This window comes from Micromonospora sp. NBC_01405 (assembly GCF_045040155.1).
Lineage (GTDB): Bacteria > Actinomycetota > Actinomycetes > Mycobacteriales > Micromonosporaceae > Micromonospora.
The window spans coordinates 5,666,830-5,679,446 of record NZ_CP109532.1 but is presented as its reverse complement, the minus strand read 5'-3'; the positions used below and the strand labels follow the sequence as shown (position 1 = coordinate 5,679,446).

13 protein-coding genes are annotated in these 12,617 nt (G+C 75.0%); 2 read left to right on the top strand and 11 right to left on the bottom strand.

Translation table 11 applies throughout. The features are described from left to right. Window positions 1-27 precede the first annotated feature (27 nt). The 5 genes from OG559_RS24545 to OG559_RS24525 form a co-directional block, all read right to left on the bottom strand. A complete protein-coding gene (locus tag OG559_RS24545; protein ID WP_405107545.1) occupies window positions 28-666 on the bottom strand; it encodes a uridine kinase in 639 nt (212 codons plus the stop codon). A gap of 45 nt (window positions 667-711) precedes the next feature. After that, complete coding sequence (locus OG559_RS24540; protein WP_405107542.1) at window positions 712-1,317, bottom strand: winged helix-turn-helix domain-containing protein; 606 nt, start codon at window positions 1,315-1,317, stop codon at window positions 712-714. Between the two features lie 384 nt (window positions 1,318-1,701). Continuing rightward, window positions 1,702-2,388, bottom strand: a complete 687-nt coding sequence (locus OG559_RS24535; RefSeq protein WP_405107540.1) for a winged helix-turn-helix domain-containing protein — start codon at window positions 2,386-2,388, stop codon at window positions 1,702-1,704. A gap of 51 nt (window positions 2,389-2,439) precedes the next feature. Then, the gene (locus tag OG559_RS24530; RefSeq protein WP_405107537.1) at window positions 2,440-2,931 is read right to left on the bottom strand and encodes a rhodanese-like domain-containing protein; all 492 of its coding nucleotides are present in this window, start codon (window positions 2,929-2,931) and stop codon (window positions 2,440-2,442) included. Between the two features lie 59 nt (window positions 2,932-2,990). Beyond that, window positions 2,991-3,452, bottom strand: coding sequence for a cysteine dioxygenase (locus OG559_RS24525; RefSeq protein ID WP_405107534.1), 462 nt, complete (start codon window positions 3,450-3,452; stop codon window positions 2,991-2,993). A 177-nt stretch (window positions 3,453-3,629) separates the two neighbouring features. Here OG559_RS24525 and OG559_RS24520 point away from each other — a divergent pair, with 177 nt between their 5' ends. Both OG559_RS24520 and OG559_RS24515 read left to right on the top strand, forming a co-directional pair. Further along, window positions 3,630-4,022 (top strand): ankyrin repeat domain-containing protein, encoded by a 393-nt coding sequence (locus tag OG559_RS24520; protein WP_405107531.1) that lies wholly within the window; start codon window positions 3,630-3,632, stop codon window positions 4,020-4,022. Window positions 4,023-4,081: 59 nt separating this feature from the next. Then, window positions 4,082-5,005: a DUF3500 domain-containing protein gene (locus OG559_RS24515; RefSeq protein ID WP_405116935.1), complete on the top strand. Its 924-nt coding sequence runs from the start codon at window positions 4,082-4,084 to the stop codon at window positions 5,003-5,005. Between the two features lie 566 nt (window positions 5,006-5,571). Here the strand turns inward: OG559_RS24515 and OG559_RS24510 are convergent. The 6 genes from OG559_RS24510 to OG559_RS24485 all read right to left on the bottom strand — a co-directional run bounded on the left by OG559_RS24510 (window position 5,572) and on the right by OG559_RS24485 (window position 12,602). Beyond that, window positions 5,572-6,333 carry a methyltransferase domain-containing protein gene (locus OG559_RS24510; protein WP_405107528.1) on the bottom strand — a complete coding sequence of 254 codons (762 nt, stop codon included), beginning with the start codon at window positions 6,331-6,333 and terminating at the stop codon, window positions 5,572-5,574. Between the two features lie 148 nt (window positions 6,334-6,481). Continuing rightward, the gene (locus tag OG559_RS24505) at window positions 6,482-6,982 is read right to left on the bottom strand and encodes a DUF2231 domain-containing protein (protein WP_405107525.1); all 501 of its coding nucleotides are present in this window, start codon (window positions 6,980-6,982) and stop codon (window positions 6,482-6,484) included. 160 nt (window positions 6,983-7,142) lie between these two features. After that, window positions 7,143-7,883: a GAF domain-containing protein gene (locus OG559_RS24500; RefSeq protein ID WP_405107522.1), complete on the bottom strand. Its 741-nt coding sequence runs from the start codon at window positions 7,881-7,883 to the stop codon at window positions 7,143-7,145. 228 nt (window positions 7,884-8,111) lie between these two features. After that, window positions 8,112-10,406 (bottom strand): accessory Sec system translocase SecA2, encoded by a 2,295-nt coding sequence (secA2, locus tag OG559_RS24495; protein WP_405107519.1) that lies wholly within the window; start codon window positions 10,404-10,406, stop codon window positions 8,112-8,114. An 86-nt stretch (window positions 10,407-10,492) separates the two neighbouring features. Further along, window positions 10,493-11,581 carry a zinc-binding dehydrogenase gene (locus tag OG559_RS24490; RefSeq protein ID WP_405107516.1) on the bottom strand — a complete coding sequence of 363 codons (1,089 nt, stop codon included), beginning with the start codon at window positions 11,579-11,581 and terminating at the stop codon, window positions 10,493-10,495. Then, a complete protein-coding gene (locus OG559_RS24485) occupies window positions 11,574-12,602 on the bottom strand; it encodes a Gfo/Idh/MocA family protein (protein ID WP_405107513.1) in 1,029 nt (342 codons plus the stop codon). Before OG559_RS24485 ends, OG559_RS24490 begins: the two co-directional genes overlap by 8 nt. Window positions 12,603-12,617: the final 15 nt, after the last annotated feature.

Here is a 12,617-nt window from a genome sequence, read left to right as displayed (position 1 = left end):
TCCGACCACCGGGTCCGGTTCCCACCGTCAGTCGGGGAACACCGGCTCCACCAGGGCGGGGCGGCGGGGGTCGTCGACGCGGACCACGACGTCGGCGAAGCCGGCCGGGGCGACCTCCTCGGCGTACCGGGCGAAGGCCGGCAGGGTCCAGCGCAGCGCGGGGTCGGTGCGCCGGGCCAGCGCGGCCGGGGAGATCTCCAGGTGCACGGCGAGGTCGACGGGCAGCCCGCCGCCGAGCAGCAGCGCGCCGCTGAGCAGCACGATCCCGTCGGGCGGCAGCGTGACGTACCCGGCCCGGCTGGCCCGGTCGGCGTGGGCGTCCCAGAGCGAGGGCAGCACCCGCCCGGAGCCGCCCGGCCCGGCCGGGTCGAGGACCTCCCGGCGCAGCCCCGGCTCGTCGACCCAGCTCTCGTAGTACGCGTCGGGGTTGGTCCGGCCGAACTCCAGCCGGACCGACGCGGGCCGCAGGAAGTCCTCGGCCCGCACGTGCAGCACCGGCCTGCCGAGCGCGCGCAGCGGGGCGATCAGCGCGTCGGCCAGCGCGTCGGGGGCCGCCGCCTGGGCGCCGTCCACGGCGACCCGGAGCCGGCCGGGCGCCTCGGCGGCGACGAGCCGTTCGGTCAGCTCGGTGACGAGCCGCTCGGGGGAGATGGGTCGTACCCGCATCCGACCATGGTGCCCGGTCGCGTGACGCGCGGCCGGGCGGGCGGGTCAGGCGCTGCGGTCGATGGTGACCCGCGCGTCGTCGGCGAGCCGGTAGCCGACGCCGTAGACGGTGGTGACCAGCGGCACGTCGACCCCGACCTTGCCGCGCAGCCGGCGCACGTGCACGTCGACGGTGCGCACCCCGGCGTGCTCGTAGCCCCAGACCGCGTTGAGCAGTTGCAGCCGGGTGAACACGCGGCGCGGGTGGGCGACCAGGTGCAGCAGGAGGTCGAACTCCAGCCGGGTCAGGGGCAGCGGCTGGCCCTCGCGCAGCACCGACCGGGACGACGCCAGGATGTGCAGCGCCGGGACGATCGAGGCCAGCGGGCGGGACGGCGACCGCCCACCGGGTGCCTGGTCCGGCCGGCGCTCCGGCGCGGGGCCGGTGGAGACGACGGCCTCGCCCAGTTCGAGCATCTCCCGGGCCGCGTCGAGCAGCTGCCGGGCCGCCGGGGTCAGCGTCTCCTCGGCGGCCAGCGGGATGTGGAGGGTCACGGTGAGAACGGGCGTCGTGGTGTTCGCGGGGCGGCGCTGACCGCCGGGGGGACGACCGGGGACCGCAGGCTGGGACGTATGCCATCCGGCGCGCGACGAGGCGGGGCTGACCGACATGGTCCTCCTTGGCTGGTCCGGGTGTATCCCACGGCCCGGGACGCCGCTGCATCGATGCTTCCCGGCGCCCGGGTGAGGGTCAAGGGGCGGCTGCGTTGCATGGATGTGACAATTGACGAACACATCGGAGCCGGATGCTCGCTCTGCGTACGAGGTTTGATGATTACAGCAGAGTCATCACGATGACGGGATACGGGGGTACCCGCCGGGCCCGCCTTGCCGTTTCGGCGGCGGGGACGCCCGGCAGCACGTCGTCGCCGTCCGACACGCGGACGCGTCGCACCCCCGTGGCGGGGTACGCCGCATCCGCGCTCCCGTCGCGGGACGGCGGACGGCGGACAGCGGACAGCGGGACAGCGGGGCGGCGGGGACAGCGGGGGCGGCTCAGCGGTGGGGGTCGACGCTGACCCGGGCCTCGTCGGCGAGCCGGTAGCCGACGCCGTAGACGGTGGTGACCAGGGGCGTGGCCTCGCCGAGCTTGGCGCGCAACCGGCGCACGTGCACGTCGACGGTGCGCGCCACGGCGTGTTCGTAGCCCCAGACGCTGCTGAGCAGTTGGAGGCGGGTGAAGACCCGGCGGGGGTGCGCGGCCAGGAAGTGCAGCAGGTCGAACTCGATGCGGGTCAGCGGGATCACCCGCGAGCCCTGCCGCACCACCCGGGACGCGGCCAGGATGCGTACCTCGTCCGGGTCCTCCGGCGGCGAGGGGACGGCGTAGGGCCGCGCCCCGGTCGACACCCCGTACGGTGCCGGCCCGGCCTCCGCGGGACGACCGCGCTCCGCCGGGGCCCCCGGCTCCACCAGCACCCGACGGTGTTCCGACGGGCCGGCCAGCAGGGTGCCCTCCCCCGACTCGGCCAGCTCCCGCAGCAGCTCGACGAGCCGGGCGAGTCGGGGCGTCAACTGCCCGGGGGTGAGCTCGACGGTGACGGTCAGCGTCGGCGCGGACCGGAGGTGGGTCGGCGGGAGCCGGTCGGCCCGCCCCGTCGGGGCGCGATCGGGTCGGCCCTGCGGGGCCCGGTCGGCGCGTCCCGACGGATGGGGGCGCGGTGAGATGGCGACGACGGACATGGTGCCTCCTGCGATGGCGATGCCTCCGCCGCGCCCGGTGGGGCGCGGCGGTCAGAAGTGCGCTCGGCCGGCGGTGACCGGCGACGCGACTGACGGGGAACGGAGCGGGGGCGTGGGGCCGAGGGTGGGCAGACCGGCGATCCGCCAGGCGGCGAAGCCGCCGATCACGTCGGTGGCGCGGTGCAGCCCGATGTCCTGGAGCGCGGCGGCGGCGAGCGAGGAGGTGTAGCCCTCCTGGCAGAGGACCACCACCGGCAGGTCGTAGCCGACGGCCTGGGGCAGTCGCGCCGGACAGCGGGGGTCGAAGCGCCACTCCAGCACGTTGCGCTCGATCGCGAGAGAGCCGGGAACCGTGCCGTGCGCGGCGCGCTGCGCGGCCGGCCGGATGTCGACCAGCAGCGCGCCGCCGCGGTACGCCACGTGGGCCTGCTCCGGGTCGAGCCGGCGCAGTCGGGACCGGGCCTCGGCGAGGATCTCGTCGATGCCCCGGGAGCCGGGGGGCGGCACGGGGGCGGGACAGTCCTGGGCGTGGTCGTGCGACATTTCTCGGTCCTTCCAGGGACGGCGGGCGGTCGTCCGCCCGATCGGGGTCAATGGGGATCTCACCAGGCGACGCCGGCCTCGGCGACCTCCGCCACCCGCAGCCGCCCGTCGTCGAGCCGGTAGCGGGTCATCCGGGTCAGCGCGGGCCGGTAGACGTGCATGCTGACCGCCGGCTGGTCGCCGCGGTTGGTCACCACGTGCACGTGCCGGGTGCCGAACCGTCGGCCGGATCCGGCCGCGAGGCGGTGCGGGCGCAGCCGGCCGCCGCTGACCGTCTCCTCGGTGAGGACACCGTCGACGACCAGGAACGCCCCGGAGGACCCGCCGTGGTCGTGCAGGTCGGTGCCCTGGCCGGGCAGCCAGCTCAGCGCCCACACCTCGTGGTCGGCGGCGACGGCGAGCCGGGCGTACCACCGCTCGTCGGGGTCGAAGTGCAGCGGGACCGGCCACCCGGCCGGGTCGGCGGCGTACCGGGCGGCGACGGCGAGCAGGTCGGGCTCGGGACGGCGGCTGGTGACCATGGTGGGACCTCGCGGGGAATCGGTGACGCGTGCCCCGACAGCATAGGATGTAAACCCTATAGGTTTAGTAGGCAATACCGCATGCTGGGACACCGGCTTCGCGCTGCGCCCGGCGGGGTCGCGCCGGCTCGGCAAGCTATCAGGCCGCCCGCCGCCCCCGCCGACTAGCCTGGACGGATGAGCGACGACCTGGACGCGGAGACCCTCGCCTTCGCCCACCGCATGTTCGACCTCGCCCGAGATGGGGCCACCGAGGAGCTGAGCGGGAACGTCGACGCCGGACTGCCAGTCAACCTGACCAACGACAAGGGCGACACGCTGCTGATCCTGGCCGCGTACCACAACCACCCCGACACCGTGGCGGCTTTGCTGGACCGCGGCGCCGACCACGCCCGGGTCAACGACCGGGGCCAGACCGCGCTGGCCGCCGCGGTGTTCCGGAAGAACCCCGACACGGTCCGCGCGCTGCTGGCCGTCGGCGCCGATCCCGAGCACGGCGGCCCGTCCGCGCTGGACACCGCACGCTTCTTCGACCTGCCGGAGATGCTCGACCTGCTCACCGCCCGCTGACCCCGGGACGGTCCCGGGCGGGGTATACAGGGTCGGTGGAAGATCCCGTACCCGAACAGATGCGCACGGCCGGCGCCGCGCTGCTCGGCGCGCTCGACGAGGCGGGGCGGGCCCGCGCCGCGTACCCCTTCGACGACGCCGCCCGACGACGGCTGGAGTACCGGCCCCGGCCGCGACCGGGGGTCTGCCTGGCCGACCTGGACCGCGCCGGCCGTAAGGCCGCACACCGGCTGCTGGCCACCGGGCTCAGCCCGGCGGCGTACGCGCAGGCGATGGCCGTCGTCGCACTGGAGGAGGTGCTGGACCGGGCCGAGGGCTGGCGGCGCGGGCGGCACAGCGGCGACTACTGGGTGGCGGTCTTCGGCGACCCGGCCCGCGACGACCGGTGGGCGTGGCGATTCGAGGGGCACCACCTGTCGGTGAGCATGACCGTGGTCGACGACCAGGTCTCCCCCGCCCCGGTGTTCCTGGGCGCGAACCCGGCCACCGTCCGGCACGCCGGGCATCCGGTGTCCCGGCCCCTCGGTGTCGAGGAGGACCTGGCCCGCGCCCTGCTCGACGCGATCGGTCCGGCAGGGCGGGCGGCGGCGATCGTCGCCGACGAGGCGCCCGCCGACATCATCAGCGCCACCCGACCGGACGCACCGGGGTCGATCACGCCACTCGGGGTGCCGGCCGACCGGCTCGGCCCCACCGGCCGGGCCATGCTCGACCAACTCGTCGCCGTCTACCTCGACCGGCTGCCGCCGGAACTCGCCGTCCGGGAGGCCGGCCGGCTCGCCGACGGCCCGCTGCACTTCGCCTGGGCCGGCCCGACCCGGCCGGGCCAGCGCCACTACTACCGGGTGCAGGGCGACGACCTGCTGATCGAGTACGACAACACGAGCGACGACGGCAACCACGCGCACACCGTGCTGCGCCGCCCGGCCAGCGATTTCGGCGCGGACGTGCTCGCCGCGCACCACGCGGAGGCACACCGCTGACCGGATGACCGGGCCCGGCCCGAGGCCGCCGACCTCTCCCGGACGGTCAGCACGGTGACGCGACGGCGCGATGGTGAGACGAAGGCGCGATGGTGAGACGGAGGCGCGATGGCCCGATGGTCCGCCAGCGCTCGACGGCCCGACGGCGCTTAGGCACGGGAGGCCGCAGTTGGTGGTGGCGGTCGCGCAGCCCGGGTGGGCGGGCCCGGCAGCCCGGCAAAACGGCGCGGCGGCCCGGCGGCCCGGCAGACAAGGCGGGGGATGCCCGGCGGCCCCTATGGAGCTGCCCCGTTTGTGCTACCGCCGACCCGGTAGCACAAACGGGGCAGCTCCATAGGGGCCGATCCATAGGACCCAACGGGTACGGCCGGGCAGCCGGGCGGTGGCGGCATGATCGAGCACTAGCGGACAAGGGAACAGCGGCGGGGCCTGGCGGGTGACGGCGCAACCGGGCAGTGGCGGGCGAACGGGCAGTGGCGGGCGAACGGGCAGTGGCGGGCGAACGGGAAAGGGCAGGGAAAGTACGGGGCGGGGAACTGGCGCGGGCGGGGAAACGGGAGGGGGCGTCAGGCGGGCCGGGCCGCCTCGATCAGGAACCGCCGGGCGTGGGCGACGAACGGGCCCTCACGCTCGATCCGGTCGTGCAGGCGGGCGAGCTGCGGGCGGTACCGCGCGACGGTGAACCCTGGCACCGTCCAGACCACCTTGCGCAGAAAGTAGGTCACCGCGGCGATGTCGTAGAACACCGTGCGCAGGGTCGCCTCGCGCAGGTCCACCACGGTCAGCCCGGCCGTCTCCGCGGCGGCCACGGCCTGCTCGGGCAACTGGCGCACGGGCGGGGGCAGCGGGCCGAGCAGGGCCTCGCTCAATTCCCGTACGGTGCCGCCCCGGATCTGCTGGGACAGGAACGTCCCGCCCGGCCGCAGCACCCGGGCGACCTCGTCCCAGCGGGTGCACACCGGGTGGCGGCTGACCACCAGGTCCAGCGTGGCGTCCCGCACCGGCAGGTCGCCGCCCCCGGCGACCCACAGGACCGTCGCGCCGAGCGGGCGCAGCACGCGCCGGGCCACCTCGACGTTGGGCGGCCACGCCTCGGTGGCCAGCAGCACCCGGGGCGGGTGGGGCACCTCGGCGAGCACCTCGCCGCCGCCGGTGTCCACGTCCAGCGCCGCGCCGGCCCGCGCCATCCGGTCGGCGACCAGCCGGGCGTAGCCCCAGGGCGGCCGTTCCTCGCAGGCGCGGTCGTTCAGCCAGGAGAAGTCCCAGCCCCGTACGGGCACGGCCGCGCCCTCGGCCAGCAGTTGCTCGAAGGTCCCTCGCCCGTTCATCCCGCCAGCCTGGCCGCCCGCCGGGCGGTGGAGCAACCCGATTCGCCCCGGCCGGCGCCACCCGACCGCGCCACCCGACCGCGCCACCCGGCGGCGGCCGGCACCCGACGGCGGCCGGCACCCGACGGCGGCCGGCACCCGACGGGGCTCAGGCGCGGGGGCGGACGATCTCCACGGTCGGGCCGGCCACTCCGCCCAGCGCGTCGAGGGTGTCCGCCTCGGCGCGGGCTGACTCGAACTGGCGCATCAGGCGGGCGCCGAGCCACACGCCGACCCCGCCCACGCCGAGCGCGACCAGTTCGGCGGCGAGCATCGCGCCGGTCGCGCCGCGCTGCGGCGAGTGCGACCGGACCAGGCAGGTCAGCAGGAACAACGCGGCCATCGTGACGTTGACCAGGTTGAACGTGACCTTGGTGCGGTGGGTCCGGCCGCCGGTGGCGTCCCACAGGTCGACCATGCCGGCCACGGTGGACAGTCCGGCGGCGACCAGCGCGGCGACCGACGTCCAGTAGCCGACCTCCCCGAGGAACGCCGGGCCCCCGGCCACGTCGGCCAGGTCGAAGACCGTGGCGCTGACGAAAAGCCCGAACGGGAACGTCACCAGCATCGGTTGGATCGGGTGCCCGTGCACTCGCAGCCGGCTCTCCATCGTGGTCTCCCCTGGTCGTATCAGCTCACCGTCGTCTCAGCTCACCGGTTCCAGGGTGCTACCCCCGGAAGGCGGGAGGGAAACGACGGGCCGACCGGGGCGGGACGCACATCGGACACTGCGGGGCCCGCTGACCGCCGTCGAACGGACCGGTGGTGGGTCAGTTCTCCCGGGGGCGGGAGACCGTGGTCACGAGGCGCTCGGCGACCTCCCGCACCGGGATGCCCAGTGACAGCGCGGCGCTGCGCAGCACCTGGAGCGCCTCCGGGGCGGGGCAGCCCCGCTGGGTCATGATCACTCCGGTGGCCTGCCCGACCACGCCGTCGGCGAGTTGCGCGGCGTCCAGCGCGTGGGCCTGGGCGGTTCGCCGCTCCCGGTCCCGCACCGCCGCGAGCAGCAGCCCGGCGTGCTCGGCGAGCAGCATCGCGGTGAGCTGGTGCCGGGTGGTCAGCACCGCCGACGCCGAGGCGTACAGGTTGATCGCGCCGATGACCTGCTCGTCGACGTCGACGGGAGCGGAGATCACCCCGCGTACGCCGAGGTCGCGGGCCTGGGCCGTCCAGGCCGGCCAGCGGGACTCCCGGACCAGGTCCTCCGAGAGGATCATCTCGCGGCGGTGGATGGCGCTCATCGCCGGCGAGTCGGGGCCGGGGCGCAGGTCGTCCAGGCCGGCCAGGGCCGGGTCGGAGGCGGCCACCCCCGCCGGCTCCCCGGCCCGCAGGGCGGTGAAGCCACACCAGGTGACCCCGGCGACAGCGGCGCGGGCGATCCGGACCAGACGGGTCAGCGCCTCGTCGAAATCGGTCACGACGATGAGACCGGCGGTCAGCTCCCGCAGCAGCGCCGCAGTCTCCAGGACGCTCAGGGTCTCGGTGCCGGCGGCCTGTGTCTCCAGGTTCACCGGGCCCTCGCCCCCGTCGCGGGGCCGGCCGGTGACCGGCGCCGCGCGCCGATCTTCGGCTGTGTCATCGTCTGCTCTCTCCCGATTAGTCCGGCCCGGGCTACTACCCTCGCCGACCCGGGTCGAAACGGCCGAAAGGCGGCCTACTTTCCCGGTCAAAGCCGGGATGGAGGCCGGATCACCGCAGCCGGGACGGCTCCCCCGAGCGGGGGAGCCGTCCGACGGCGGTCAGCGCGGGGCGGAGCTGAGCCGCCGGCCCACCGACGCGATGAGCCGGTCCAGCTCCGAGCCGAACGGGTTGTCGTGGACGAGGTACGTCCAGGTGGCGCTGGGGCGGACCAGGGTCGACTCGTCCGGCTCCCAGTCGTCGTCGAAATCGGTCTCGGTGAAGGTGTCGATGGTGCGGGTCTCGATCTCCGGGACCAGCGCGTTGAAGGCCGGCACCGCCGCCCGGTGGAACTCGTCGAGCGGATCGAGCCGGCCCAGGGCGCGCAGGTGCACGCCCTCGCGCACCTCCGACAGCTCGGCCAGGTGCTCGGCCCACAGCCGGTCGAGGTGGTAGAGGGCGATCGACCGGGCCACCCGGGCGAGCAGGTCCTCGTCCATCTCCTCGGCCTTCTCCGGCACCCGCTCCAGCAGCATCAGCGCGGCGATGTCGCTGGTCAGCAGGCGCTCCCGCCGCTCGGCGAGGGCCTTACGCTGCTGCTCGATGACCACGCTGTAGCGCCAGGTGTTGCGGTGGATCTCGTGGTTGACGCCCTCGGCTACCCGCTGGGCGTGCTCCACCGCGTAGTCGACCTGCGGGTCGGTGACCAGTCCGTCGGCGTTCATCCGGGGCGAGGCCGGCACGGCGTCGCCGGCGTGCCGGACCACCAGATCGTCCTCGAGGCTGACACAGAAGACCGAGCCGCCCGGGTCGCCCTGCCGGCCGGCCCGGCCGCGCAGCTGGTCGTCGACGCGGCGGCTGTCGTGCCGGCCGCCGCCGATCACGTAGAGGCCGCCCAGCTCGGCCACGCGGTCCCGGTCGGCCTGGTCGCTGCCGCCGAGCCGGATGTCGACGCCCCGGCCGGCCATCTGGGTGGAGACGGTGACCGAGCCGTACGCGCCGGCCTCGGCGATGATCGCCGCCTCCTCGTCGTCGTTCTTGGCGTTGAGCACCACGCAGGGCACCCCGGCGGCGTCCAGCCCGGCGGCGAGCTGCTCGGACTCCTTGACGTCGAGGGTGCCGACCAGCACCGGCCGGCCCTTGTCGTGGCAGCGCTTGATCTCGTCGACCAGCGCCTCCTCCTTCTCGGCCCGGGTGGCGTAGATCCGGTCCGGCTCGTCCTCGCGGATGCAGGGGGTGTTCGGCGGAATCACCGCCACCTCCAGGCCGAAGAACTCGCGCAGCTGGTCGCCGACCAGCACCGCCGTGGCGGTCATGCCGCACAGCTTCGGGTAGAGCGCGATGTACGCCTGCACGGCGATGGTGCCCAGCACCTCGCCCTCGGCGGTGGCGTCCAGGCCTTCCTTCGCCTCGACCGCCGCCTGGAGGCCATCGGGCCAGCGGCGGCGCTGCGCGACCCGGCCGCGCATCTCGTCGATCAGCTCCACCGAGCCGTCCCGGACGATGTAGTCGACGTCGCGGTGCAACAGGGCGTGTGCGTGCAGCGCCACGTTGACCGCGGAGAGCTGCCCGACGTGGTCGGAGTCGTACAGGTCGATGCCGCCCAGCTTGGCCTCGACGGCGGCCAGGCCGACGGAGGTGAAGGCGACGCTGCGGCCGTCCTCGGCCACCGTGTAGTGCCTGCCCTTGCGCAGGCCGCGGATCAACGCCGCGGCGGTGTGCACCGGGTCCTGCTCTCCGCCGACCGCGCCCGCGAGGACCATCGGCACCCGGGCCTCGTCGATCAGGATCGAGTCGGCCTCGTCGACGATGGCCGTGGCCAGCGGCGGCTGGACCCGGTCGTCGATGTCGGTGACGAGCTGGTCGCGCAGGTAGTCGAAGCCGGCCTCGCTGACCGAGACGTAGGTGACGTCGCGGGCGTACGCGTCGCGCCGCTCCTGCGGGGTGGACGCCTCGTTGACCCAGCCGACGGTCAGCCCGAGCAGGGCATAGACCGGCTCCATCCACTGGGCGTCGCGGCGGGCCAGGTAGTCGTTGACGGTGAGCACGTGCACCGGGCCGTTGCCGAGCCGGACGTGCCCGTACGCGGCGATCGTGGCGGTGAGGGTCTTGCCCTCACCGGTGGCCATCTCGGCGACCTTGCCGGAGAGCAGGGCCATCGCGCCGAGCAGCTGCACGTCGTACGGCCGCTGGTCAAGCCCTCGCCGGGCGGCCTCCCGGCCGACGGCGCAGATCTCCTCGTACCCGGTGGCGACGCCGGCGGCCTCGGTGAGATCGGCGTCGGTCAGCGCCGACAGCTCCTCCTCGCGGGCCTCGATGGCCGGCAGCAGCTTCTCCAGCGGGCCCAGATCGACCGTGGTGCCGGGCCGCTGGAGGAACCGCCGGAACCTGCTCTTGAACCGTTGCGACACGCCCATGAGCCGCAACGGTACGCGACCCGGGCCGGCTTTCGTGGCCCGGCCGGGCCACGGCGGGGCGAGGTGCCCGCCACGGCCCGCCACGATCAGCCGGCCAGCACCACCTGAAGCTCCTGGCGGCGGCGCTCGGCCAGGTCGGTGAGCAGCGAAGGGGCCTGCTCGAACGGCACCACCGCCGACACCAGGTGCTTGCGGATCACGTCGCCGTACGCCCGCAGCAGCTCGATCGTCTCGGCCGAGAGCCGCTCCCGGTCCCAGGTCGGGGCGAGCCCGCGCGGCACCCGCCCGATCTGGGCGCAGCGCAGCGACAGCCCGTTGTGGTGGAACTCCTCGCCGAACCGGACGGCGTCGGCACCGGCCTGGTAGAAGGCCAGGTCGATCACGGTGCCCTGGGGGCGCAGCAGGCGCAACGCGAGCTGCAACGCCCACGCCTGGCCCCGGCACTGGAAGACCACGTCGGCACCCCGGTCGCCGGCGGCGTGGTTCCACCGGGTCTTGAGCACCACCGCCGGGTCGTCGGCGTCCGGGTCGAGGGTCTCGAGGCCGAGCGCCTCGGCGACTGCCCGGCGCTGCGGGGTCGGGTCGAGCACGACCACCGAGGCCGCGCCGTGCCGCTTCGCGAACAGGGCGGTGAGCAGGGCCACCACCCCGCTGCCGACCACCGCGACCCGGCGCCCGCGCACCCCGTCACCGAGCGACCGGACGTCGGTGCCGCAGAGGTCGGCGGCGGCGTGCAGCACCCCGTTGGCGCAGATCGGGCCCATGTGCGCGACGTACACGCCGAGCAGCGGGTCGAGGTCGTCGGGCAGCGGGACGAACCGCTCGGCGACCGGGTCGGCGACGTACCCGGTGCGGTGGCCGTAGGTCATCGCACCGACGGTGCCCACGGCGACCGCCGGGGTTCGGCTCTCCACCACCCGCCCCACCTGCATGTAGCCCAGCCGGTCGACCGGGTACGGGGTGCTGGCCTCCCCGGGCTGGAACAGCCCGAGGCCGGCGTTCCAGGTGACGTTGAGGTACGGGTTGGTGCCCTTGACGAAGCTCAGCTCGGTGCCGGCGGACACCCCGCTGTACAGCGTCTCCACCCGGAACGTGCCGTCCCGCAGCTCACCGGCGTCCTGCTCGACCAGCTCGACCTTTCCGGGGCCGCTGACCACCACCACCCGGTCACGCATCGACGCCCACCCCCACCGGGGCCGCCGCGGTGGCCGTCCGGGGTGTCGCGGCCGGGCCGGTGGGCAGCGCCACCGGCCGGCCGGTGGCCGCCGACTCGGCGACCGCGAGGGCCAGTCGCTGGGTGCCGAGCGCCTCGGCGTACGGGACCCGGACGTCGTCGCCGACGCCGCGTACCGCGTCGACGAAGGCCCGGTCGACGGCGATCCGAGCGCCGTCGGGGTCGGCGGGCAGGTGCCGCTCGCCGTCGGCGTCGCGGATCGTCAGGCCGTCCTCGGCCAGTGACAGGGCCAGCCCGTCGGCGAGGATCTCCAGCCCGGCCCGGTGCTTCCAGCCGAGCACGCAGGCGGCGGCGAGGGTGCCCACCGCCCCGTCGGCGAAGCGCAGGGCGGCCGTGGTCACCGAGTCGATGTCGGCCCCGTCGACCGGTGGCGGGGTGCCGTCGCCGTACGCGGTGACCTCGGCGACCTCGCCGACCAGCGCGCGCATCAGGTCCAGCACGTGTGCCGCCTGCTCGACCACCGGGCCGCCGGAGCGGTCCCGGCGGGCCCACCAGGCCACCGGCGGCACCTTGTCCAGCCAGGCCCCGCTGACCATCCGCACCGGCCGGCCGGTGAGCAACTCGCGGGCCTGGTCCACCACGTGCAGGTACCGCCAGTGGTGGCCGACCCCGGTGAGCAGCCCGCGCCGGGCCACCAGGTCGGCGATCCGCTCGGCGGTGTCCAGGTCCACCGAGACGGGTTTCTCCACGAACATCGGCACCCCGGCGGCGACGATCGCCTCCTCCACCGGGCCGTGCGCGAACGGCGGCACGCAGACGTACACCACGTCCGGGCCGGCCGCGAGCAGCTCGTCCACGTCGGCGAACGTCGCGGCGCCGTGCGCGTCGGCCAACTCGGCCGCCGCGCTGCGCGTCACGTCGGTCACGCCGAGAATCTCCACGTCCTCGAAGCCGCCCAACACCCGGGCGTGGCGCTGCGCCACCCCGCCGGCCCCGACCAGTCCCACCCGGCACACGCGCATCGACAAACCCTCTCA